Raw genomic sequence first — 23523 nt, 5'->3', positions numbered from 1 at the left:
GCCCGGTGGTGCTGGACCGGTTCTCCCCTGCGACACGTGCCTGGTTCACGGGCGCGTTCGAGGCGCCCACCGCGGCGCAGGCCGGCGCGTGGGAGGCCGTGGCCGGCGGCGGGCACGCGCTGGTCGTCGCGCCGACGGGATCGGGCAAGACCCTCGCCGCCTTCCTGTGGGCGCTCGACGGCCTGCTCACGGGCCCGGTGCCGCAGGACCCGTCGCAGCGCTGCCGGGTGCTGTACGTCTCCCCGCTCAAGGCGCTCGCGACGGACGTCGAGCGCAACCTGCGCTCCCCGCTGGTGGGCGTGCGGCAGGCCGCCACGCGGCAGGGCCTGGAGCTGCCGGAGGTCCGTGTCGGGATCCGCACGGGCGACACCCCGCCGAACGAGCGGCGGGCGTTCGCCACGTCCCCGCCCGACGTCCTCATCACGACCCCCGAGTCGCTCTACCTCGTCCTGACGTCGGCGGCGCGCCGGGGCCTGGCGGGCGTGCGGACCGTGATCGTCGACGAGGTGCACGCGGTCGCGGGCACGAAGCGCGGCTCCCACCTGGCCCTGAGCCTGGAGCGCCTCGACGCGCTGCTCGACCGCGAGGAGGGCCCGGGGCCGGCGCAGCGGGTCGGCCTGTCGGCGACCGTCCGCCCGGTCGACGCGGTCGCGGCATACCTCGGGGGGTCGCGGCCGCTCGCCGACGGCGGGCGGCCGGTGGTGGTCGTGCAGCCGCCGTCGCAGAAGGTCGTCGAGGTGGAGGTCGTGGTCCCGGTCCCGGACCTGGCGGCACCGGGCGGGGCGCCGGGACCCGCGGGCGCGGCGCCGCCCGCACCGGGGGCGGGCGCGTGGGGCGGCGACGACGAGGCCGGCCCGGGCGCCGGCGACGCGACGACCCGCGCGTCGGTCTGGCCGCACGTCGAGGAGCGCGTGGTCGACCTCGTGGCCGCGCACCGCTCGACGCTGGTGTTCACCAACTCCCGGCGCGGCGCCGAGCGGCTGACGGCCCGGATCAACGAGGTGTGGGCCGAGCGGCAGGGGCAGGACCTGCCCGACCCCGGCGCGCTCGCACCCGCGCAGGTGCCGTCGGCGTCCGGCACGGCGGTGGGCGTCGACACGCGCGACGCCGCCCAGGTCGTGGCGCGGGCCCACCACGGGTCGATGAGCCGCGCCGAGCGCACCCGCACGGAGTCCGAGCTCAAGGCGGGCCGGCTGCCGGCGGTGGTCGCGACGAGCTCGCTCGAGCTGGGCATCGACATGGGTGCGCTCGACCTCGTGGTGCAGGTGGGGTCGCCGCCGTCGGTGGCGTCCGGGCTGCAGCGCGTGGGCCGCGCGGGGCACCAGGTCGGCGCGGTCTCGCGCGGCGTGGTGTTCCCGACGTTCCGCGGCGAGCTGGTGCCGGCCGCCGTCACCGCGCTGCGCATGCGCAGCGGCGAGCTGGAGTCGATGCAGGTGCCGGCGAACCCGCTGGACGTGCTCGCCCAGCAGGTGGTCGCCATGGTCGCGGTCGAGGACTGGACGGTCGACGACCTGGCCCGGGTGGTGCGCCGCGCGGCGCCGTACGCGACGCTCGGGGACGCGACGCTGCGGGCGGTGCTGGACATGCTCGCCGGCCGCTACCCGTCGGAGGAGTTCGCCGAGCTGCGGCCGCGGGTCGTGTGGGACCGGGTGGGCGACGTGCTCTCGGCGCGGCCCGGTGCGCTGCGCCTCGCGGTGACGAGCGGCGGCACCATCCCCGACCGCGGTCTGTACGGCGTGTTCCTCGCCACCGGGGCGCCCACGGGCGACGTGCCCGTCGACGCCGAGACCTCGGCTGGCCGGGTGCGCGGCGGGCGCCGGGTCGGCGAGCTCGACGAGGAGATGGTCTACGAGTCGCGCGTCGGCGACACGTTCACGCTCGGCTCCAGCACGTGGCGGATCGAGGAGATCACCCCGGACCGCGTGCTCGTGACCCCGGCGCCCGGGGTGCCGGGCCGCCTGCCGTTCTGGAAGGGCGACTCCCCCGGCCGGCCGGCCGAGCTCGGGCGGGCGATGGGCGCCTGGGTGCGCGAGGTCCTCGCGCTGCCGCCCGCCGGGGCCCGGGCCCGCGTGGAGGGCGCCGGCCTGGACCCGTGGGCCGCCGACAACCTCCTGACGTACCTGACCGAGCAGCAGGCCTCGACCGGGCAGGTGCCGTCGGACACGGTCGTCGTGGTCGAGCGGTTCCGCGACGAGCTCGGCGACTGGCGCGTCGTCGTCCACTCGCCGTACGGCGCGCGGGTGCACGCGCCGTGGGCGCTCGTGGTGGCGGCCCGGCTGCGCGAGCGGTACGGCGTCGACGTGGCCGCGATGCACGCCGACGACGGGATCGTGCTGCGCCTGCCGGACGTGCTCGACGCAGGGCCCGACGGCGGCTGGGCCCCGGACGGCGAGCCCCTCGGCGGCGGCCAGACCCCCGACGCCGACGGTCCCGGCCTGCGGGTCGAGGACCTGCTGGTCGACCCGGACGACGTGCTCGACGCCGTGCGGGACGAGCTGGCGCAGTCGGCGATGTTCGGCGCGCGGTTCCGCGAGGCGGCCGGGCGGGCGCTGCTGCTGCCACGCCGTCGCCCGGACCGGCGCCAGCCGCTGTGGCAGCAGCGCCAGCGCGCCGCACAGCTGCTGCAGGTCGCGTCGCGGCACGCGGACTTCCCGATCCTGCTGGAGGCCGTGCGCGAGTGCCTCCAGGACGACTTCGACACCGCGGCCCTGACCGAGCTCATGCGCGACGTCGCGTCCGGGCGGGTCAAGGTCGTCGAGGTGACGACCCCGCAGCCGTCCCCGTTCGCCCGGTCGCTGCTGTTCGGGTACACCGCGCAGTTCCTCTACGAGGGCGACGCCCCGCTGGCCGAGCGCCGCGCGGCGGCCCTGACGCTGGACCCCACGCTGCTGGCCGAGCTGCTGGGGCAGGGCGGCCAGTCCCAGCTCGCCGACCTGCTCGACCCGGCCGCGGTCGAGCGCACCGAGGCCGAGATCGGCGGCACGGCGCCCGAACGCCGGGCGGGCACCCTCGAGCAGGTCGCCGACGTCCTGCGCCGGCACGGCCCGCTCACGGTCGACGAGGTCGCCGTGCGGACCGCGGAGCCCGTCCGCGAGCAGGTCCCGGCGTGGCTCGACGCGCTCGCGCGGTCCCGGCGGGCGATCCGGGTGCGGATCGGCGGCCTGCCGCCCGACCGGGCCGAGCAGTGGGCGGCCGTCGAGGACGCCGGCCGGCTGCGCGACGCGCTCGGCGTCGCGCTGCCGGTGGGCGTCCCCGAGGTGTTCACGGAGGTGCTGCCCGACCCGCTCGGCGACCTGCTGCGCCGGCACGCGCGCACGCACGGCCCGTTCCCCGCGTCCGCCGCCGCCACCCGGTTCGGGCTCGGCGTGGCCGTGGTCACCGAGACGCTGCGCCGGCTCGAGGCGGCCGGCGTGCTCGTGCAGGGGAGGCTGCGGCCCGACGTGCTCGGCGGCACGGGCGACGAGTACTGCGACGCCGACGTGCTGCGGACCCTGCGACGCCGGTCGCTGGCCGCGCTGCGCGCCCAGGTCGAACCCGTCGACCCGCAGGTCCTCGGCGTGTTCCTGCCCCGCTGGCAGGGCGTGCACCCGGTGGGGCGGCGCGCCGACGGCGGCTCGGGGCTGCGCGGCGTGGACGCCGTCGCCCGGGCGGTCGAGCAGCTGGCCGGCGTCCCGCTGCCGGCCTCGGCCCTGGAGACCCACGTGCTGCCCGCACGCGTCCCGGGGTACCAGCCGGCGATGCTCGACGAGCTGACCGCGGCGGGCGAGGTCCTGTGGGCCGGGCACGCCGCGCTCGCGGGGCACGACGGCCTGGTGTCCCTGCACCCCGTCGCCGTGGCCGACCTCACGCTCGCGCACCCGGCCGCGGAGCCGGCCGTCCCGCACGGACCGGTGCACGCGGCCGTGCTGGACGCGCTCGCCGGGGGTGGCGCGTGGTTCCTGCAGGCCCTGGTCGACCGGGTGCACGCGGCCTGGTCCGGCGACGACGGGCAACCCGAGCCGGTGCCGGGCTCGACGGCGGTGCTCGGCGCGCTGTGGGACCTCGTCTGGTCCGGGCACGTCACGAACGACGCCCTCACACCCCTGCGGGCGTGGCTCGGCACGGGCACCACGGCGCACCGCACCCAGCCCGCGCCCGCGCGCGGCCGTGCGCTGCGCCCCCGCCTCGGTCTGCGTGCGCTGCCCGCGCTCGGCGCCCCGCGCGTGGACGCCCGCACGGGGGCGACCGGCTCGGGCCGGTGGTCTCTGCTCCCGGCGCGCGAGCAGGACCCGACGCTGCGGGCCCACGCGCTGGCGGCGCAGCTCCTGGACCGCCACGGCGTCCTCACCCGTGCGGTCGCCCCCGCCGAGGGGATCGGCGCACGGTTCGGCGACGTGTACAAGGTCCTCTCGACGCTCGAGCAGGCGGGGCAGGTGCGCCGCGGGTACTTCGTGGAGCGGCTCGGGGGCTCGCAGTTCGCGCTGCCCGGGGCCGTGGACCGTCTGCGCGCCGACGGCGACGTCGTCGACCGCGCGCGCGAGCGGGCCACGCTGCGGCGCGAGGACGGTGCCGCGAGCGGCCCGCAGCTGCCGTGGCAGGAGGTGCCGCCCGTCCCGTGGTCGGCGCCGGCCGGACCGCTGCCCTGGTCACCGGGGGCGCCGGAGCCCGCCTCCGTCGCGTCCGGCACCCCGTGGGTCGTGGTGCTCGCCGCCACCGACCCGGCCAACCCGTACGGCGCCGCGCTCGCCTGGCCGGACCCGCCGCACCCGGGCGAGGGCCCGCGCCACCGGCCCGGCCGCAAGGCCGGTGCGCTGGTCGTGCTGGTCGACGGCGCGCTCGTGCTGCACCTCGAGCGCGGCGGGCGCACCCTGCTGACGTTCAGCGACGACCCGGAGGTGCTGCGGGCGGCGGCGGCCGGGCTCGTGGACGCGGTCCGCACCCGGCACGCGGGCCGGCTCACGGTGAGCCGGGCCGACGGGGCCCCGGTGCTGACGGCCGCCGCCCTGCAGTCGCCGGTGGCGCTGGCCCTGACGGGCGCAGGGTTCGTCACCACGCCCCGCGGGCTGCGGCTGCACGCGCCGTGACGACCGGGAGGCGGGCCCGTGCCCGAGGGTGACGTGCTGCGCCGCACCGCCGCGCGGCTCGACGCGGCACTGGCCGGGCAGGTGCTGGTGCGCTCCGACCTGCGCTGGCCGACCGCGGCGACGACGGACCTGACGGGGCGCACCGTGCTCGGCACCCGCCCCTACGGCAAGCACCTGCTCACGCGGCTGGACGACGGCCGGACCCTGCACACGCACCTGCGGATGGACGGCACGTGGCGGGTGGTGCCGACCGCGGACGCCCGGGCGGCCGCCCGGCACCCGCGGGTGCGGGCGGTCCTCGGCACGGTGCGGTGGACGGCCGTGGGGTCGCTGCTCGGGATGCTCGACGTGCTGCGCACCCGGGACGAGCACGAGGTCGTGGGGCACCTGGGCCCGGACGTGCTCGACGGGGACTTCGACGACGAGACGCCGGGCGTGCCGTGGACCGGCGCGCCCGTGCTCGAGCACCCGGTGCCCGGGCTGCCGGAGGCCGTGCGCCGGTGGGCCGCGCAGGGGTCGCGCCCGGTCGGGGAGCTGCTGCTCGACCAGCGGGTCGCCGCGGGGATCGGCACCATCTTCATGGCGGAGTCCCTGTTCGCGCTGCGCTGGTGGCCGTGGGCCCCCGCCGACCACGTGGACGACCCGGCCGCGGTGCTGCGCACGGCCCGCGCCCTCATGCGTGCGTCCGTGCTCGTCGGGCGGCCCGACCCGAAGGTGCACGGCCGCGCCGGGCGCCCGTGCGTGCGGTGCGGCACCCGGCTGCGCCGCGACGAGGTCGGCGCGGCGCCGCAGCAGCGGCCGGTGTTCTGGTGCCCGCGCTGCCAGGTGCGCGGCGCACCGACCCGCTGACGGACGCCGGTGGCAGCACCGGTCGCGGACGGCAGCGGCGGCCCGCGCGACCCCGTCGGGTGCGCGAGCCGCCGCGTGCGCCGGTCAGCCGACCGGGGTGAGCTCCGCCCGTGTCTGCATCCAGCTGCGGCCGGTGTCGCCGTCGACCGCCGCCGCCAGGTCGGCCGGCACGGTGTCGGGCACGAGCAGGCCCTCGGCGACCGCGATCCGGTCGCTGACCTCGCGCAGCACGAGGGACATGGGCACGTCGAGCGCGTCGCAGATGCTGCTCAGCAGCTCCGACGACGCCTCCTTCTGCCCGCGCTCGACCTCGCTGAGGTAGCCGAGGGAGACACGGGCCGCCGAGGACACCTCACGCAGGGTGCGGCCCTGGCGCTGGCGCGCGTCCCGCAGGACGTCGCCGATCTCACGTCGCAGCACGACCATCCGGGCTCCCCCCCTCACGTCTTGTCCCTCGTCGAGCGGGCCGCGCCCCAGGGGCCGGCCCGTCCCCGACAGGTGGGCCGTCGGGAGACGTCCACCGTACCGCGCACCGCCCGGGTACGCGTCCGAGCCTCGCTGGGGCGGTCGGGTGCTCATCACGCCTGCTCCAACGCGGTGCCCGACGCCCCTGTTCCCCGGGGCCGGGAAGTCACCCCCGCGGCCGCGTCAGCCGCGCAGGGCCTCGAGGGCCAGGCCGAGGACCGCGTCGACGGTGGCCCGCCGGACGGCGTCGCGACCGCCGGGCAGCGCGAGCTCGCGGCCACGGGCCGCGCCGGGGGCGTGGACCGCGACGTGCACGGTCCCCGCCGGGTGGCCGTCCTGCGGGTCGGGGCCCGCGACACCGGTGGTGGCCAGACCCACGTCGGCACCCAGCCGGTCACGCACGCCCGCGGCCATCGCCGCCGCGACCTGCGCGTCGACGGCCCCGCGCCGGGCCAGCAGGTCGGCGTCGACGCCGAGCAGCGCGTGCTTGAGGTCGGTCGCGTAGGCGACGACGCCCCCGCGGAGCACCCGTGACGCCCCGGGGACGTCGACCAGGGCGGCGGTCACGAGGCCGCCGGTGAGCGACTCCGCGACCGCGAGCGTCAGGCCGCGGGCGGCCAGCAGGTGGAGCAGCGCGTGCGCCGGCTCGTGGGAGGTCGACGAGGACCTGCCTGCACCGTCGGCGGTCACGACCTGCCGGTCGCTGCCCCGCGCGGGGCGGCGGCCCGGGCCTCGCGCCGGATCCGCAGCGCGGTGCGCACGTAGTCCAGGCCGGTGACGACCGTGACGACGACGGCGGCGACCATGGCGACCCACGCCACGACGGTGACGAACGCCGGCAGGCGGTCGAGCGGCAGCAGGAACAGCGGGATCGCGACCGACTGCAGCACCGTCTTGAGCTTGCCGCCGCGCGAGGCCGGCAGCACCACGTACCGCAGCAGGAAGAAGCGCATGACGGTGATCCCGAGCTCGCGGACCAGCACCACGGCGGGCACCCACCACGGCAGGTCGCCCAGCCAGGACAGCAGCACGAGCGCGGTGCCGATGAGGAGCTTGTCGGCGATCGGGTCGAGCATCTTGCCGAGGTCGGTGACCTGGTTCGAGCGTCGGGCGAGCCACCCGTCGACGCGGTCCGTCGCCGCGGCGAGCACGAAGAGCCCGGTGGCCAGGACCCGGCCCGAGGTCGTGTGCCCGCCGTCGGCGAGCAGCACCACCGCGAAGACCGGGACGACGGCGATCCGCAGGACGGTCACGACGTTGGCCAGGTTCCAGGCGGAGGGCACGGCGTCGGACACCGGTACACCCTACGTCCGGCCCCGCGCCCCGCGGGCCAGGATGCGCGGCTGATCTTCGGGGACGGTCGCACCGCCAGGGCCGCGACCTGCGCAGACGCTCGCCGTCAGCGCTCGGAGGGGACCTCCTGGGCGGCGCCGAAGAGCCAGCCCTGGCCGTAGCGCCAGCCGTTGTGGCGCAGGAAGTCGGCCTGCTCCTCGTGCTCGATCCCCTCCGCGATCGTGACCATCGCGAGCTCGCGGGCCAGGGCGCCGAGGGCGCGCACGACCCGGCCCGCGGTCGGGTCGTGCGGGATGCCCGAGGTGAAGGACATGTCGAGCTTGACGCCCGCCACGGGCAGGTCGCGCAGGTACTGCAGCGGCGAGACCCCGGTGCCGAAGTCGTCGAGCAGGATCGGCACGCCCGCCGCGGACAGCTGGGTGAGCTCGTGCCGGATGCGCGTGCCCGACGCCACCAGCGAGGACTCGGTGAGCTCGACGACCAGACGCCCCGCGGTGACGCGGTGCCGGGACAGCTCCTGCAGCAGGCGCGTGGCGAACTCGCCGTCGCCGAGCTGGTCGGCCGAGACGTTGACCGAGACCCACCGACCGGTGTCCTCGGTCCGCGCGAGGAACTCCACGACCTGGGTCACCACGAGCTGGCCGAGCGCGACGGCGACGCCCGCCTCCTGGATGTGCGGCAGGAACGCACCGGGCAGCAGCAGCCCCCGCTGCGGGTGCTGCCAGCGCACGAGCGCCTCGTACCCGACCACGTGCACGTCGGACAGGTCGACGATCGGCTGGTAGTGCACCACGAGCTCGCCCTGCGCGACGGCCTGCTGGAGCTCGCGCTGCAGGGTCGTCGCGGTCGCGAGCTCCATCGACGCGTCGTAGACCTCCGTGCGTCCCCGCCCGGCGGCCTTGGCCCGGTAGAGCGCGGCGTCCGCGGCCGCCAGCAGGGTCGGGGCCCCCGCCTCGACGAGGTGCGCCTCGGCGAGCGCGATCCCGACGCTCGCGCCGACGCCCATGCGCCGGCGCCCGACGCGCAGCGGCTCGCGCAGACCCGTGTGGATCTCCGAGGCGACCTCGAACACCGCCTTGACGGCGTCGGCGTCCTGCACGACGACGACGAACTCGTCGCCGCCGAGCCGCGCGACGGTGCCCGCACCGCCGGTGGCGGCCCGCAGGACTCCGGCGACGTGCACGAGGACCTCGTCGCCGGCCGGGTGCCCGTACCGGTCGTTGACCTCCTTGAACCCGTCGAGGTCGCACGCGAGCACCGCGATCCGGTCCTGCGCCCCGGGCTGCTCCAGCGCGGACTGCAGGACCTCCTGCAGCAGGGTCCGGTTGGCCAGGCCCGTCAGCGGGTCGTGCATGGCCCGGTGCGTGAGCATCTCGGCCTGCAGCCGCGACTCGGTGGCGTCGCGCACCTGGACGACGAAGTGGTCGGGCCGCCCCTCCGGCCCCCGCACGAGCGCCGCGTCGAGCACCACCCAGACGAGGTGCCCGTCGGCCCGCCGGCAGCGCATCTCGAGGGAGAACCGGTGCTGGCCGCCGCCGAGCAGCCGGTCCATCTCCATCCGCTGCTGGGCGCGGTCCTCGGGGGCGGCGAGCTCGTCCAGCCGGTACCCGCGCAGGCCCGCCACGTGCGTGCCGAGCAGGTCCGCGAGCGCCGCGTTGGCCTCGGTGATCTGCCAGTCGAGGTCGACCAGGGCCATGCCGATCGGCGCGTTCTCCATCGCCACCCGGAACTGCGTCTCGCTGCGCGACAGCGCGACCTCGGCCTCGTGCCGGACGGTGACGTCGACCAGGGTGGTGAGGACCGCGGGCCGGGTGCCGTCGGCCCCGGGCACGGGCCGGGCGGCGACCTGCACGACGCGCGGCCGGGTGCCGGGCACGGGGGCGAGCACGCCGACGACGAGGGGCTCGCCGGCGGGGCGTCCGCCGCGCTGCGCACCGAGGACCGCCGCGGGGTTCATCGCCAGGCCGTGCTCGTCGACGAACGGCACCCCGAGCTCGGCGACGCGCCGGCCGACGGCGTCCTCGGCGTCGACACCGAGGATGGCCGCGGCCCGCGCGGAGATGTCGAGCACCAGCCCGTCCTCGGACTGCACGAGGACGCCCTCGCGGGTCACGGCCTGCAGCGCGTCGTACCGCTGCCGCAGCTCGAGCGCGTGCCGCAGCAGGTCGACGTTGCGGCGCGCCTGCCGCCGGGCCCGGTCCAGCAGCACGAGGACGGTGACGAGGGCGACCACGGCGACGGCCGCGATGACCGTGCTGACCGCTCCGACCGGTGCGACGAGGTCGGCGCTCACCTCACGCCTGCGGGTCGGACCAGGGCGCTGCCTCGTCCGTGCCGGCGACCGGCTCGTCGTCCTCGGCGCCGGGCTCGCCGCGCAGCATCGCGAGCGTGCCGGGCAGGTCGTCGGGGGTGATGAGGACCTCGCGGGCCTTCGACCCCTCGGACGGGCCGACGATCTCCCGGGACTCGAGCAGGTCCATGAGCCGGCCCGCCTTGGCGAACCCGACGCGCAGCTTGCGCTGCAGCATCGACGTCGAGCCGAACTGCGTGGTCACGACGAGCTCGGCGGCCTGCAGGAGCAGGTCGAGGTCGTCGCCGATGTCCTCGTCGACCTGCTTCTTGGGTGCCGCGACCGCGACGTCCTCGCGGTACACGGGCTTGAGCTGGCCCTTGACGTGCTCGACGACGGCGTGGATCTCGGACTCCGAGACCCACGCGCCCTGGGTGCGCATGGGCTTGGCGGCGCCCATCGGCAGGAACAGCGCGTCGCCCTGGCCGATGAGCTTCTCGGCACCGGGCTGGTCGAGGACGACGCGGGAGTCGGTCAGCGAGCTCGTCGCGAACGCGAGGCGCGACGGCACGTTCGCCTTGATCAGGCCCGTCACGACGTCGACCGAGGGGCGCTGGGTGGCGAGCACGAGGTGGATGCCGGCGGCGCGCGCGAGCTGGGTGATGCGCTGGATCGACGCCTCGACGTCCCGCGGGGCGACCATCATGAGGTCGGCGAGCTCGTCGACGATGACCAGCAGGTACGGGTAGGTGGCGATCTTGCGCTCGGAGCCCGGCAGGGGCTTGACCTTGCCGGCCCGCACGGCGGCGTTGAAGTCGTCGATGTGCTTGTACCCGAACATCGCCAGGTCGTCGTAGCGCGCCTCCATCTCCTTGACCACCCACTCGAGGGCCTCGGCGGCCTTCTTGGGGTTGGTGATGATGGGCGTGATCAGGTGCGGGATGCCCTCGTACAGGGTCAGCTCGACGCGCTTGGGGTCCACGAGGATCATCCGGACCTCGTCGGGCGTGGAGCGCATGAGGATCGAGACGATCATCGAGTTGACGAACGACGACTTGCCCGCGCCGGTGGCGCCGGCGACCAGCAGGTGCGGCATCTTCGCCAGGTTCGCCACGACGTACCCGCCCTCGACGTCCTTGCCGACGCCGATGACCATGGGGTGCTCGGTGCGCTTGGAGGCCGACGAGCGCAGCACGTCGCCGAGCGCGACCGTCTCGCGGTCGCTGTTGGGGATCTCGATGCCGATCGCGGACTTGCCGGGGATCGGCGAGAGGATCCGCACGTCCGCGCTGGCCACGGCGTACGCGATGTTCTTGGACAGGGCGGTCACGCGCTCGACCTTGGTGCCCAGGCCCAGCTCGACCTCGTAGCGGGTGACCGTGGGGCCGCGGGTGAACCCGGTGACCTTGGCGTCGATGTCGAACTGCTCGAGCACGGACGTCAGGGAGTCGACGACGCGGTCGTTGGCGGCCGACCGGACCTTGTGCGGTGCGCCCTTGGCGAGCGCGTCCTCGCCGGGCAGCACGTAGACGACGTCGCCCTCGAGCATCGGCTGCTCGCCGCGGGGCACCGCGGTCGTGGGCGGTGCGCTGAGGTTCGCGGCCCGGCTGACGACCTTCTCGGTGGGGGCGGTGCGCGTCGCCGCGGGCATCCGCTCGGTGGGGTCCTCGACGACGTCGTCGACGACCGGCTCGCCCGCGTGCTCGTGGTGCACGAGGGCTGCCCGCTCGAAGGCCTCGTCCCCCTCGTACCCGTCCAGCAGCGGGTCGGGCTCGTCGCCCGCCGCGTCCCGCTTCGGCCGACGTCCCAGCCGGCGGGGCCGGCGCGGCTTCGGCTCGTCCTGCGGCCGGGCGCTGTGCAGGGCCTCGATGACCAGGGGGGCGTCGTCGTCCTGCGCGGCCTCCTCGGCCGGGTGCTGCCCCGTCAGGCGGCGGTACAGCCCGGCCAGGCGCGGGCCGATCAGGTGCACGGGCGTCGCGGTGACGACGAGGACGCCGAAGAACGCCAGCAGCCCCAGCAGCAGGCCCGCGACGACGGGGGTGAGCAGCGTCGCCAGCGGGGTCCCGACCGCGAAGCCGACGATCCCCCCGGCGTCGCGCTGGGCCGCCATGTCGTCGGTCCCGGGCCGCCCCGACGTCAGGTGCACGATCGAGCACACGGCCACGGCGATCGCGCTCAGGCCGATCGTGATGCGGGAGTTGGCCTGGGTGCGCTCGGGGTGGCGCATGAGCCGCACGGCCAGGCCGAGGAGCACCACCGGGACGCCGATCCCGACGACGCCGAACGTCCCGGCCACGACGTTGTGGATCACGTCGCCGGCGGTGCCCGACAGGTCCCACCACTCGCGGGCCGCGACGACCACCGCAAGCGCGAGCAGGGTGAACGCCACGCCGTCGCGGCGGTGCGCGGGGTCGAGGTCGCGGGCACCGTGGCCGAGCCGACGGGCCGTGCCGCCGACGAGGTGGGCCCCGCCCATCCAGATGCCGCGCACGACCCGCAGCGGCAGCGCCGGCTGGCGCGGCGGCGGGGCCGACCGGCCCGAGGGACGCGACGACCCGCCGCGCGCAGCACCCTTCGCCGGGGCGCCGGCGCGCGCCGGACGCGTCGAGCTCGAGGTCGTGCGGGTCGCCATGGTCCTCACGGTAGCCCGCCCGCCGCCGCGACGGCGGGCGCTGCGACGCGTGTCGGACCGCGCGCGGCTACGCCTCGACGACGACCGGGATGATCATCGGGCGCCGCCGCAGCCGCCCCGACACCCATCTGCCCACGACGCGGCGCATGACCTGCTGCAGCTGGTGGCTGTCGGTCGCGCCGCCGCGCACGGCCTCCTCCAGCGCCTGCGTCAGCTGCGGCAGCACGGCGTCGAAGACGTCGTCGGGCTCGGCGACGCCGCGCGCGTGGATCTGCGGGCCCGCGAGCACGGTGCCGTCCTGCGACGACACCACGGCGAAGATCGACACGAACCCCTCGTCACCGAGGATCCGCCGGTCCTTGAGCTCGACCTCCGTGATGGCGCCCACGCTCGACCCGTCGACGTACACGTACCCGCAGGGCACGGCGCCGACGACGCTGGCCCGCCCGTCCACGAGGTCGACGACGACCCCGTCCTCGGCGAGGACCACCCGGTCCGCGGGCACGCCCGTCTTCACCGCGAGCGCGGCGTTGGCGACGAGGTGCCGGACCTCGCCGTGGACCGGCATGACGTTGCGGGGGCGCAGGACGTTGTAGCAGTACAGGAGCTCGCCCGCGCTGGCGTGGCCCGAGACGTGGACCTTGGCGTTCCCCGAGTGCACGACGCGCGCCCCCAGGCGCATCAGGCCGTTGATGACGCGGAACACGGCGTTCTCGTTGCCCGGGATGAGGCTGGACGCGAGCACCACGGTGTCGCCGGCGCCGACGGAGACCTTGTGGTCCTTGTTCGCCATCCGCGACAGCGCCGCCATCGGCTCGCCCTGGGAGCCGGTGCACATGAGCACGACGCGGTCGTCGGGCAGGTTCTCGACCTGCTTGATGTCGACGAGCGCCCCGTCGGGGACCTTGAGGTACCCCAGCTCGGCGGCGATGCCCATGTTGCGCACCATGGAGCGCCCGACGAGCGCGACCTTGCGGTCGTTGGCGACGGCGGCGTCGACGACCTGCTGGACGCGGTGCACGTGCGAGGCGAACGAGGCCACGACGACACGCCCGGTGGACTCGGAGAAGACCTGGTCGAGCACGGGGCCGATCTCGCGCTCGGGGGCGACGAAGCCGGGGACCTCCGCGTTGGTGGAGTCCACCATGAACAGGTCGACCCCCCGCTCGCCGAGTCGCGCGAACGCCCGCAGGTCGGTGATGCGACCGTCCAGCGGGAGCTGGTCCATCTTGAAGTCGCCGGTGTGCAGCACGGTCCCGGCGGCGGTGGTGACGGCCACCGCGAGCGCGTCGGGGATCGAGTGGTTCACGGCCACGAACTCGCACTCGAAGACGCCGAGCTGCTCGACCTGGCCCTCGCGCACCGCGAGCGTGAGCGGCGCGATGCGGTGCTCCTTGAGCTTGGCCTCGATGAACGCCAGCGTCAGCTGCGAGCCGACGAGCGGGATGTCCGCGCGCAGCCGCAGCAGGTACGGCACCGCGCCGATGTGGTCCTCGTGGCCGTGCGTGAGCACGATCGCCTCGATGTCGTCGAGGCGGTCCCGGATGTAGTCGAAGTCCGGGAGGATCAGGTCGACGCCGGGCTGGTTGTCCTCGGGGAACAGCACACCGCAGTCGATGACGAGCAGGCGGCCCTCGTGCTCGAGGACGGCCATGTTCCGCCCGACCTCGCCGAGCCCGCCGAGCGGGACCACCCGCAGGCCGCCCGCGGGCAGCGGCGGGGGCAGCGTGAGGTCGGGGTGGGGGTGGCTCATGGTTCTCCTGTGAGGTGAGCGGCCCGCCGTCGTGGGGTCAGGCCGGGACGACGCCGAGCAGGCCCGCGGCCCGCAGGCCGTCGCGCACGCGGGCGGCCTCGTCGTCGGTGTACGGGACGAGGGGCAGCCGGGTGGCCCGGCTGGTCAGGGCTCCGACCTCCACGAGCGCCGCCTTCGCCGCCGCCGCCTGGAAGCCGTCGCCGTTGAGGGCGGTGATCGCGGGGAGCATCCCCCGGAAGACCTCGAGCGCGGTCGCGGTCTCGCCCGCGTCCCACGCGGCGACGAGTCGCGCGAACGCGTCCCCGAGCACCTGCGACGCGACGCCGACGTGGCCGACGGCGCCGTGCGCGAGGAACGCCGGCAGCAGGCCGTCGTCCCCGCAGTACCAGGCCAGCCCGGTGCGGGCGATCTTCGCGGTCGCGGCGGCGACGTCGCCGGTGGCGTCCTTGAGCGCGACGACGCGCGGGTGGGCGGCGAGGCGGTCGATCGTCGCCTCGGCGAGCCGGACGCCGGTGCGGCCGGGGACGTCGTAGAGCATCACGGGCAGGTCCGTGGAGCCCGCCACGTGCGTGACGTGGGCGACGATGCCGTCCTGGGAGGGCCGCGAGTAGTACGGGGAGACGACGAGCAGCCCGTGCGCGCCGGCCTCGGCGGCCTGCACGGCCATGCGCACCGCGTGCGCCGTGTCGTTCGAGCCGGCGCCGGCGACGACCCACGCACGGTCGCCGACGGCCTCGACCACGGCCGCCACGAGGTCGGCCTTCTCGGGGGCGTGCGTCGTCGGTGCCTCGCCGGTCGTGCCGTTGAGCACGAGGCCGTCGTGACCGTGGTCGACGAGGTGCTGCGCGAGCCGCACCGCCGCGGCCAGGTCGACCGCGCCGTCGGGCGTCATCGGGGTGACCATCGCGGACAGCACGGCGCCGAACGGGCGACCGGCGGGCGTCACGGGGGGCATGGGCACACCGTACCGCCCGGGCACCTCACGCCGGTGTGCGCTCCCACGTCTCGAACCGGTAGCGGGTGCCCGTGCGCGACGTGGACCAGGCGCCGTCGGCGACCCGCACCCAGCCGTCGCCGACCCGGGGGGCGAGGGTGTCGCCGGGGACGTCGACGTCGACGACGGTGACCTCCAGCCGGTCCGCGCGCGCGAGGGTCGCCGCGTAGACCTCCCCGCCCCCGACGACCCACACGTCCGGCGCCGACGCGAGCGCCGCGTCGAGGTCGTGCACGACGGTCGCGCCCGGGGCGTCGAAGCCACGGTCGCGGGTGAGGACGAGGTTGCGGCGCCCGGGCAGCGGGCGGTACCGCGGCGGCAGCGACTGCCACGTCGCCCGCCCCATGACCACGGTCGCGCCGGCGGTGACCTCACGGAAGTGCGCCATGTCCTCCGGCACGTGCCACGGCATCGCGCCGTCGGCCCCGATCACCCCCGCGGGGGTCTGGGCCCAGACCAGGCCGATCACCGCGTCAGACCGCCACGGGTGCGGCGATGGTCGGGTGGTGGCGGTACCCCACGACCTCGACGTCGTCCCAGGTGTACTCGAACAGGGACCGCGCGCGGCGCAGGTGCAGCGTCGGGTACGGGTACGGCTCGCGCGCGAGCTGCTCGGCGACCTGCTCGACGTGGTTGTCGTACACGTGGCAGTCCCCGCCGGTCCACACCAGGTCGCCGACCTCGAGGTCCACCTGCTGGGCGATCATGTGCGTGAGCAGCGCGTACGAGGCGATGTTGAACGGCACGCCCAGGAACAGGTCCGCCGAGCGCTGGTACACCTGGCACGACAGCCGCCCGTCGGCGACGTACAGCTGGAAGAACGCGTGGCACGGCACCAGCGCCATGGCGTCGAGCTCGGCGACGTTCCACGCCGAGACGACGTGCCGGCGCGAGTCGGGGTTCGTGCGCAGGTCGCCCAGCACCCGCGCGAGCTGGTCGACGTGCCCGCCGTCGGGCGTGGGCCACGAGCGCCACTGCACCCCGTACACCGGGCCGAGCTCGCCGCGCTCGTCGGCCCACTCGTCCCAGATGTGCACGCCCCGCTCGACGAGGGACGCGATGTTCGACTCCCCGCGCAGGAACCAGAACAGCTCCTCGGCGACGCCGCGGAAGAACACCCGCTTCGTCGTCACCAGCGGGAAGCCTGCGCGCAGGTCGTAGCGCAGCTGGTGGCCGAAGACGCTGCGCGTGCCCGTGCCCGTGCGGTCCGCCTTGGGCGTTCCCGTCGCCATGACGTGCCGCAGCAGGTCCTCGTACGGGGTCGGGACGGCGGTCGGACGGGCGGGAGGCGCCACGACGAGATCGGCCATGGGGCCACAGGCTACCTGCGCCCACCCGTGGCGGTGGGGACGTCCACGCCCGACGATGGGCCCATGACCTCGTCGCTGCCGCCGTCCGTCGCCGCGCACGTCCCCACCGGCATGCTCGTCGGCGGGCGCTGGCGCCCCGCGCGCGACGGGGCGACGTTCGCCGTCGCCGACCCCGGCACCGGCGAGACGCTGTTCGACGTCGCCGACGCCTCCGAGCAGGACGCGCTCGACGCGCTGACCGCCGCCGACGAGGCGTTCGCGCCGTGGCGGGCCGCCGCGCCCCGCGTGCGCGCCGACCTGCTCCGCGCGGTGTTCGACACGATGACCGCCCACGCGCAGGACATCGCGGCGCTCGTCACCGCCGAGGGCGGCAAGCCCCTGGCCGAGGCCCGGGCCGAGGTCGCGTACGCCGCGGACTACGTGCGCTGGTACGCCGAGCAGGCCGTGCGCGTCGAGGGCCTGGCCCGCCGCGCCCCGGCCGGCACCCACCACCAGCTGGTGCTGCGCCGGCCGGTCGGCCCCGCGCTGCTGGTCGCGCCGTGGAACTTCCCCGTCGCCATGATCGCCCGCAAGCTCGCCCCCGCCCTGGCCGCCGGGTGCACGTGCGTCGTCAAGCCGGCCCAGCTCACGCCCCTGACCACCGCGTACGTCGCCGAGATCGTCCGGGCCGAGCTCGACGCCCGCGACCTGCCCACCGGCGTGCTCAACGTGGTCCCCACGTCGTCGGCGCGCCGGGTGTCCGAGCCGCTGCTGGCGGACCCGCGCCTGCGCAAGCTGTCGTTCACCGGGTCGACCGAGGTGGGCCGCACCCTGCAGGCCGCCGCCGCGCAGCACCTGCTGCGCACCTCCCTCGAGCTCGGCGGCAACGCCCCGTTCCTCGTCTTCGCCGACGCGGACCTCGACGCCGCCGTCGAGGGTGCCCTGCAGGCCAAGATGCGCAACGCCGGGCAGACGTGCGTGGCGGCCAACCGGTTCCTCGTGCACGAGTCCGTGGCCGCCGACTTCGCCGAGCGGCTCACCCACGCGTTCGCGCGTCTCGTCGTCGGGCACGGGGCCGACGCCGGCACCACCGTCGGACCGCTCATCGAGGCCGCCGCGGTCGAGCGCGTCGAGGAGGTCGTCACGCAGGCCGTCGACGCGGGCGCCCGCGTGCGCATCGGCGGGCGCGCACCCCGGCGCGCCGGGTACTTCTACGAGCCGACCGTCCTGACCTCCGTCGCCCCCGACCTGCGCGTCGTCACCGAGGAGACGTTCGGGCCGGTCGCCCCCGTCGTGACGTTCGGCGACGAGGACGAGGCCGTCCGGCTGGCCAACGCGACGCCCTACGGCCTCGTGGCCTACGCCTACACCCGTGACGTCGGGCGCGTCATGCGCCTGGCCGAGCAGGTCGAGACGGGGATGCTCGGCGTCAACCGCGGCGCGGTCTCCGACGCCAGCGCACCCTTCGGCGGGGTCAAGCAGTCGGGCCTGGGGCGCGAGGGCGGCGAGGCCGGCCTCGAGGAGTACCTCGACCCGGTGTACGTCGCGCTCTGACCGCGGTCGCGGCGCTCGACCCGGCCGCGGCGCTCACCCCGAGCGGGGCACCGCACGCACGAGGCACGGGCGGGGACGACGCCGCGCGCGACGGGTGTGCGAGAGTGCCCGCGTGCCCACCGACCCGCTGCGCGCCGTGCGCCGGCAGGCCCTGTCGGTGTCCGTCGCCACCGGCCTGTACGGCATCTCCTTCGGCGCCCTGTCCGTGGCCGCCGGTCTCGACCTGCCCCAGACGATGGCGCTGAGCCTGCTGATGTTCTCCGGCGGCTCCCAGTTCGCCTTCATCGGCGTCGTCGGCGCGGGCGGGGCCGCGGGCGCCGCGATCGCGTCGGCGGCCCTGCTGGGTGCGCGCAACGGGCTGTACGGCGCGCAGCTCACGCCGCTGCTCGACCTGCCGCGCCGCCTGCGGCCCGCCGCCGCGCACCTGACCATCGACGAGTCGACCGCCGTCGCGACCGCGCAGCCGACGCGCAGCGCCGCCCGGGCAGGGTTCTGGTGGACCGGCGCCGGCGTCTTCGTGCTGTGGAACGCCTTCACGCTGCTCGGTGCGCTCGCGGGCGACCGGCTCGGCGACCCGCGGGCGTACGGCCTCGACGCCGCGGCGGCCGCCGCGTTCCTCGCCCTCGTCTGGCCACGCCTGGCCGGCCGGGTCGCGCAGGGCGTCGCGGCCGCCGCCGTGGTCGTCGCCCTCGTCACGACGCCGGTGCTGCCCGCGGGCGTGCCGGTCCTCCTGGCGGCCCTCGTGGCCGTCGGCGTCGGGGTGCTCGCACCGGAGGCGGCGCAGCGCGAGGACGCGGCGTGAGCCCGCTGCCCCCGGACGCGCTGTGGGCGGCCGTGGCACTCGCCGGCCTGGCCTGCCTGGGCATCAAGCTCGCCGGGCACGTGCTGCCCGAGCACTGGCTCGCACGTCCCCGCGTCGCCCGCGTCGCCGCGCTGGTCACCGTCGCGCTGCTCGCCGCGCTCGTCGCCGTGCAGACCGCGACCGACGGCGGGCGCCTGGTCGTCGACGCGCGCCTGCCCGCGCTCGCGGTCGCGGCCGTGGCCCTCGTGCTGCGCGCGCCGTTCGTGGTCGTCGTCGTGCTCGCCGCCGTGACCGCCGCCGGTCTGCGCCTGCTGGGCATGCCGTGACCGCCGCGCCGGCCCTCCGGCCGGTCACCCGGGCGGGTTAGGCTCGACCGGTGCTGCCCACCGCCGACGTGTCGGTCCGCCCCGCCGTCCCCGGCGACGAGTCACGCATCGCCCGGATCCAGCTCGCCGCCTGGCGCGTCGCGCACGCCGACGTGCTCGGCGAGGTCGTGCTGGACTCCCTCGACGAGCAGGCCTTCGTCGACCGCTGGCGGCTCGCGGTGTCCGCACCCCCGGGCCCCGGCCACCACGTGCTCGTGGCCTGCGACGGTCCACGCGTGGTCGGCATGGCGTCCGTCGCACCCGTCGCCGCTCCCGACGCGACGCAGGCGCCCGGGGGGGTCGTCCTCGCGCTGGAGGTCGACCCGCCCGACCAGCGCCGCGGCCACGGCTCCCGGCTGCTCGCCGCCGCCGTCGACCTGCTGCGCGCCGACGGTGCCGACCAGGTGCAGACCTGGGTGGTCGACGGCGACGCCGCGCGCGAGGCATTCCTGCAGAGCGCCGGGCTCGGGCCCGACGGTCGCACCCGCCGTCTCGCCACCGGTCCGGGACCGGACGAGGAGGCGCACGTCGTCTCCGAGCACCGCTGGTACGCCGGCATCTGAGCCGCGGGGCGCGCTCGCCGGTCGCCGGATGGCCGACGGCGCGTCAGGGCAGGTCGGGGCGCACCGGGCGGCCGCGGTGCAGGCTGCTGGCCGTGCGCAGCGCGGCGCGCGCCCGCCGTCGGTCGCCCGCCGCGTCGTACGCGAACGCCAGGTGGTACCAGCCGCGCCAGTCCCCCGGGTCGGCCTCGACGCGCTCGCGGTACGGCCCGAACGCGGCGCGGGCCGCGGCCCGGTCCACCCGGCCGCCCGGTGAGCGCGGCAGGTCGTCGACGGGCAGCTGCCCGTCGGCCGCGAGCACGTCGGCCATGCGCTGCACGTCGGTCGCGAGCATCCACTCGCGGGCGATGAGCGCCACCACGATCAGCGGACCCACCAGCAGCGCGACCCCGAGCACGACCCCGACGGGCTCACCGGTGGCGACGAGCTGGACCGCTCGCACCGCCACGAGCACCACGTAGACGGCGAGCAGCGCCGTCAGCGCCAGGGCCGCCCACAGGCCGAGCCGTCGCCGCGGCGCCGGGCCGCTCATGCGCCCAGGTCGAGCAGCGGCTCGAGGCCGACCGTCAGCCCGGGCCGGTGCAGCACCTGCCGCACCGCGAGGAGCACCCCGGGCATGAAGCTCACGCGGTCGAACGAGTCGTGCCGGATCGTCAGCATCTCCCCCGGGTTGCCCAGCAGGACCTCCTCGTGGGCCACCAGGCCCCGCAGGCGCACCGCGTGCACCCGCACGCCGTCCACGTCGGCACCCCGGGCGCCGTCGGCGGCCTGCGTGGTCGCGTCGGGCATCGGCCCCAGGCCGGCGGCGGCGCGCGCCTGCGCGATGCCCTGCGCCGTGTGCCGCGCGGTGCCCGAGGGGGCGTCGACCTTGTCGGGGTGGTGCAGCTCGACGACCTCGGCCGACTCGAACCACCGGGCGGCCTGGCGCGCGAACGCCATCGCCAGCACGGCGCCGAGCGCGAAGTTCGGCGCGACGACCACACCGACGCCGGGCGCTCCCCCGAGGCGGTCCCTGACCCGGCCCAGCGACTGCTCGGTCCAGCCGGTGGTGCCCACCACCGCGTGCACGCCGGCGTCGACGAGCGCGTGCACGTTGCCCTCCGTGACCGCCGGGACGGTGAAGTCCACCGCGACCTGGGCCCCGGCGTCCGCCACCGCCCGCGGGTCGCCCCCCGCGTCGACCTGGGCGACGAGCTCGAGGTCGGGCGCGGCCTGCACGGCGCGCACGACGGTGGACCCCATGCGTCCGGCCGCACCCAGCACGGCCACGCGGATCGGTTCGCTCACGGCACGCACCCTAGCCGCCGGCGCGCACGTCCCGCCGCCGCGTCCCGCGTCCGCTCAGAGGGCCGCGGCCGGCAGACCGAGCCGGTGGGCGAGGCGCTCGGCGAGGCGGCGGAGCTCGGCCGGCGGCATCCCGGTCGTCCGTTCGACCTCGCGCGGCGGGTAGCCCGACCCGACGAACCACTCCACGGCCGCCACGACGTCCGCCGCGTCGACCGGCCCGGCCCCGACCGCCTCACGGACGAACCCCGTGAAGCGCACCGCGGCCAGGTGCTGCGCGGGCGTCGTGCCCAGCCGCGTCACGCACCAGCGGTGCAGCTCACCCAGGCTCGTGCCGACCGCGCGCGCGACGTCGGCGGCCCGGACCAGTCCGCGGTGCGCGTCGACGAACGCCAGCGCCTCGTCCAGACGGTCCAGGTCCGCGTCGTCGTGCCGCGGCGACGCGGCGACCGCCTCGAGGCACACTGCGACGGCCTCGGCGTCGCGGTGCGCGTCGAGCAGCTCGCCGGCACGGGCGACCACGGCGACCGGCAGCACGTCGGGCAGCGGCAGCCACGTGTCGGCCACGGGGCGCCCGCCGCGCAGCCGCGCCGCACCGAGGGGGTGCAGCTGGACGCCCAGCCGGGCCACCGGTCCGCTCTGCTCGGCCAGCTCGGCTCGGGTCCACGGCCCGCGCAGGCCGTCGACGTCGGGCACCCGGGCGCCGGTGAGCGGGTCGAGCCGGGTCCCGGCGGTGCCGCGCACCACCTGCAGCAGCCCGCGCCCGTCGGGCAGCAGGACCTCGTGGTGCGTGCGTCCGCCCCGGTGCCGCGCGACCCACACGTGCTCGACGAGCCCCTCGAGGTGCGACGGGGCGGCGGTGCGGGCGTAGGAGTCGACGGCGACGGGCATGGGTCCATCATGGACCGGCGCGCAACACGACCGGCAGGGCCGGACGCCCCGGGTGCGCCCCGGGGCGTCCGGCCCGTGACCGGGCGGTGGGTCTCCCGACCGGGCGCTCAGTCCCCGAAGGGACCGACGCGCACGACCGAGCGCGGGACGGCCGCGAGCTCGGCCGCGAGGTCCTGGACCTCCTGGGCCGTGACCGCGCGGATCCGCTCCAGCGTCTCGTCGACGCTCATGAGCTCGCCGTGCACCAGCTCGGACTTGCCGAGCCGGCTCATCCGCGAGCCGGTGTCCTCCATGCCGAGCACGAGCCCGCCGGAGAGCTGGCCGACCGAGCGCGTGAGCTCCGCGGCGCCCATCGGCGCCTGCGCCATCTTCTCCAGCTCGGCCACGAGCAGGGCCGTGACCTGGTCGACCTTGGCCGGCGTGCAGCCTGCGTACAGGCCGAACAGGCCCGTGTCGGCGTGCCCGCTCGCGAACGAGTACGTCGAGTACGCCAGGCCGCGCTTCTCGCGGATCTCCTGGAACAGCCGCGACGACATGCCGCCGCCGAGCGCCGCGTTCAGCACCGAGAGCGTGAACCGGCGCTGGTCGGTCGCCGTCAGGCAGAGCCCGCCGACGATGACGTTCGCCTGCTCCGTGGGCCGGCGGACCGTGAGCTCGACGGCCCCCGGACCAGCACCGGGCGCCCCGGCGGACGCCGCGCGCCGGGCTGACGGGACGGCCTGCGGGTCCAGGTCCCACCCGCCGGTGGCCAGCGCGTCGGAGACGAGCCGGCACAGCGCGTCGTGGTCGACCCCGCCCGCCGCGGTCACGACGAGCGTGGGCGCGCGGTAGTGCTCGCGGTAGTGCTCCCAGACGGCGTCGCGCGGCACGTCGCGGATGGTCTGCGGCGTACCGCCGATCGGCCGACCGAGGGGTGTGTCGCCGAAGACCGCCGTCGCGAACTGCTCGTGCGCGACGTCGCTCGGGTCGTCGTCGTTCATGGCGAGCTCTTCGAGGATGACGCCGCGCTCGGTCTCGAGCTCGTCGGGGTCGAGGCGCGCCGAGGTCACCATGTCGGCGATGACGTCGACCGCCATCGGCAGGTCCGAGTCGAGCACCCGGGCGTAGTAGCAGGTGTGCTCCTTGCCCGTGGCCGCGTTCGCCTCGCCGCCGACCGCGTCGAACGCCTCGGCGATGTCCATCGCCGAGCGCCGCGTCGTGCCCTTGAAGAGCAGGTGCTCGAGGAAGTGCGTCGAGCCGAAGTGGCCCGACGTCTCGTCGCGCGAGCCGACCCCGACCCACGCGCCGACGGTGGCCGAGCGCAGTCCGGGCATGTGCTCGGACAGCACCCGGACCCCGCCGGGCAGGACGGTGCGACGCACCTGGGCGTCACCGTCCTGCCCGACGGTCAGGTCCGAGCCGGCCGCCCCGGGGGCGACCAGAGGGAGGTGCTGGGGCAC

At 76.5% G+C, this 23523-nt stretch carries 19 protein-coding genes; 6 read left to right on the top strand and 13 right to left on the bottom strand.

Features of this window, described 5'->3' with window-relative positions; translation table 11 throughout:
- The first annotated feature begins 5 nt into the window (after nucleotides 1–5).
- Nucleotides 6–5063 carry an Lhr family ATP-dependent helicase gene (locus tag BKA21_RS18765; protein WP_140460477.1) on the top strand — a complete coding sequence of 1686 codons (5058 nt, stop codon included), beginning with the start codon at nucleotides 6–8 and terminating at the stop codon, nucleotides 5061–5063.
- 18 nt (nucleotides 5064–5081) lie between these two features.
- Nucleotides 5082–5912: a DNA-formamidopyrimidine glycosylase family protein gene (locus tag BKA21_RS18760; protein WP_140460476.1), complete on the top strand. Its 831-nt coding sequence runs from the start codon at nucleotides 5082–5084 to the stop codon at nucleotides 5910–5912.
- Between the two features lie 84 nt (nucleotides 5913–5996).
- Here BKA21_RS18760 and BKA21_RS18755 read toward each other — a convergent pair whose 3' ends face one another.
- The 9 genes from BKA21_RS18755 to BKA21_RS18715 all read right to left on the bottom strand — a co-directional run bounded on the left by BKA21_RS18755 (nucleotide 5997) and on the right by BKA21_RS18715 (nucleotide 16649).
- A complete protein-coding gene (locus BKA21_RS18755) occupies nucleotides 5997–6338 on the bottom strand; it encodes a helix-turn-helix domain-containing protein (protein ID WP_140460590.1) in 342 nt (113 codons plus the stop codon).
- Nucleotides 6339–6560: 222 nt separating this feature from the next.
- The gene (locus BKA21_RS18750; protein ID WP_140460475.1) at nucleotides 6561–7067 is read right to left on the bottom strand and encodes a CinA family protein; all 507 of its coding nucleotides are present in this window, start codon (nucleotides 7065–7067) and stop codon (nucleotides 6561–6563) included.
- Nucleotides 7064–7672, bottom strand: a complete 609-nt coding sequence (gene pgsA, locus BKA21_RS18745; RefSeq protein WP_140460474.1) for a CDP-diacylglycerol--glycerol-3-phosphate 3-phosphatidyltransferase — start codon at nucleotides 7670–7672, stop codon at nucleotides 7064–7066. Before pgsA ends, BKA21_RS18750 begins: the two co-directional genes overlap by 4 nt.
- 104 nt (nucleotides 7673–7776) lie before the next feature.
- Nucleotides 7777–9963: a putative bifunctional diguanylate cyclase/phosphodiesterase gene (locus BKA21_RS18740; RefSeq protein WP_140460473.1), complete on the bottom strand. Its 2187-nt coding sequence runs from the start codon at nucleotides 9961–9963 to the stop codon at nucleotides 7777–7779.
- Between the two features lies 1 nt (nucleotide 9964).
- A complete protein-coding gene (locus tag BKA21_RS18735) occupies nucleotides 9965–12592 on the bottom strand; it encodes a DNA translocase FtsK (protein ID WP_140460472.1) in 2628 nt (875 codons plus the stop codon).
- Nucleotides 12593–12659: 67 nt separating this feature from the next.
- Nucleotides 12660–14345 (bottom strand): ribonuclease J, encoded by a 1686-nt coding sequence (locus BKA21_RS18730; protein ID WP_140460471.1) that lies wholly within the window; start codon nucleotides 14343–14345, stop codon nucleotides 12660–12662.
- Between the two features lie 37 nt (nucleotides 14346–14382).
- Nucleotides 14383–15300 carry a 4-hydroxy-tetrahydrodipicolinate synthase gene (gene dapA, locus BKA21_RS18725; protein WP_140460470.1) on the bottom strand — a complete coding sequence of 306 codons (918 nt, stop codon included), beginning with the start codon at nucleotides 15298–15300 and terminating at the stop codon, nucleotides 14383–14385.
- Nucleotides 15301–15325: 25 nt separating this feature from the next.
- Complete coding sequence (locus tag BKA21_RS18720) at nucleotides 15326–15808, bottom strand: dihydrofolate reductase (protein WP_140460469.1); 483 nt, start codon at nucleotides 15806–15808, stop codon at nucleotides 15326–15328.
- A 4-nt stretch (nucleotides 15809–15812) separates the two neighbouring features.
- Nucleotides 15813–16649, bottom strand: a complete 837-nt coding sequence (locus tag BKA21_RS18715) for a thymidylate synthase (RefSeq protein ID WP_140460468.1) — start codon at nucleotides 16647–16649, stop codon at nucleotides 15813–15815.
- Between the two features lie 63 nt (nucleotides 16650–16712).
- Between BKA21_RS18715 and BKA21_RS18710 the strand changes: the two genes are divergently transcribed.
- From BKA21_RS18710 to BKA21_RS18695, 4 genes are all read left to right on the top strand, one after another.
- Complete coding sequence (locus BKA21_RS18710; RefSeq protein WP_140460467.1) at nucleotides 16713–18182, top strand: NAD-dependent succinate-semialdehyde dehydrogenase; 1470 nt, start codon at nucleotides 16713–16715, stop codon at nucleotides 18180–18182.
- Between the two features lie 112 nt (nucleotides 18183–18294).
- Nucleotides 18295–18984: an AzlC family ABC transporter permease gene (locus BKA21_RS18705; protein ID WP_140460466.1), complete on the top strand. Its 690-nt coding sequence runs from the start codon at nucleotides 18295–18297 to the stop codon at nucleotides 18982–18984.
- Nucleotides 18985–18989: 5 nt separating this feature from the next.
- Complete coding sequence (locus BKA21_RS18700) at nucleotides 18990–19310, top strand: AzlD domain-containing protein (RefSeq protein ID WP_140460589.1); 321 nt, start codon at nucleotides 18990–18992, stop codon at nucleotides 19308–19310.
- A 50-nt stretch (nucleotides 19311–19360) separates the two neighbouring features.
- On the top strand, nucleotides 19361–19912 hold the full coding sequence (locus tag BKA21_RS18695) for a GNAT family N-acetyltransferase (protein ID WP_140460465.1): 552 nt from the start codon (nucleotides 19361–19363) through the stop codon (nucleotides 19910–19912).
- A 43-nt stretch (nucleotides 19913–19955) separates the two neighbouring features.
- On the opposite strand, the gene BKA21_RS18690 is transcribed toward BKA21_RS18695, so the two are convergent.
- The 4 genes from BKA21_RS18690 to BKA21_RS18675 form a co-directional block, all read right to left on the bottom strand.
- Nucleotides 19956–20441 (bottom strand): hypothetical protein, encoded by a 486-nt coding sequence (locus tag BKA21_RS18690; RefSeq protein ID WP_140460464.1) that lies wholly within the window; start codon nucleotides 20439–20441, stop codon nucleotides 19956–19958.
- Nucleotides 20438–21196 carry a 4-hydroxy-tetrahydrodipicolinate reductase gene (gene dapB, locus BKA21_RS18685; protein WP_140460463.1) on the bottom strand — a complete coding sequence of 253 codons (759 nt, stop codon included), beginning with the start codon at nucleotides 21194–21196 and terminating at the stop codon, nucleotides 20438–20440. The genes BKA21_RS18690 and dapB overlap by 4 nt, the downstream gene beginning before the upstream one ends.
- A gap of 54 nt (nucleotides 21197–21250) precedes the next feature.
- Entirely contained in the window at nucleotides 21251–22084 is an 834-nt protein-coding gene (locus tag BKA21_RS18680) for a hypothetical protein (RefSeq protein ID WP_140460462.1), read from the bottom strand.
- 107 nt (nucleotides 22085–22191) lie between these two features.
- Nucleotides 22192–23523: a M16 family metallopeptidase gene (locus BKA21_RS18675; protein WP_140460461.1), complete on the bottom strand. Its 1332-nt coding sequence runs from the start codon at nucleotides 23521–23523 to the stop codon at nucleotides 22192–22194.

This window comes from Cellulomonas oligotrophica (genome assembly GCF_013409875.1).
In the GTDB taxonomy this organism is placed as follows: domain Bacteria; phylum Actinomycetota; class Actinomycetes; order Actinomycetales; family Cellulomonadaceae; genus Cellulomonas; species Cellulomonas oligotrophica.
This window is presented reverse-complemented; position numbering and strand designations above follow the sequence as displayed.

Coding starts and splice junctions, on each gene's coding strand:
- BKA21_RS18755 (WP_140460590.1), bottom strand. CDS start 6,338: ATGGTCGTGCTGCGACGTGAGATCGGCGACGTCCTGCGGGACGCGCGC.
- BKA21_RS18735 (WP_140460472.1), bottom strand. CDS start 12,592: ATGGCGACCCGCACGACCTCGAGCTCGACGCGTCCGGCGCGCGCCGGC.
- BKA21_RS18730 (WP_140460471.1), bottom strand. CDS start 14,345: ATGAGCCACCCCCACCCCGACCTCACGCTGCCCCCGCCGCTGCCCGCG.
- dapA (WP_140460470.1), bottom strand. CDS start 15,300: ATGCCCCCCGTGACGCCCGCCGGTCGCCCGTTCGGCGCCGTGCTGTCC.
- BKA21_RS18715 (WP_140460468.1), bottom strand. CDS start 16,649: ATGGCCGATCTCGTCGTGGCGCCTCCCGCCCGTCCGACCGCCGTCCCG.
- BKA21_RS18710 (WP_140460467.1), top strand. CDS start 16,713: ATGACCTCGTCGCTGCCGCCGTCCGTCGCCGCGCACGTCCCCACCGGC.
- BKA21_RS18690 (WP_140460464.1), bottom strand. CDS start 20,441: ATGAGCGGCCCGGCGCCGCGGCGACGGCTCGGCCTGTGGGCGGCCCTG.
- BKA21_RS18680 (WP_140460462.1), bottom strand. CDS start 22,084: ATGCCCGTCGCCGTCGACTCCTACGCCCGCACCGCCGCCCCGTCGCAC.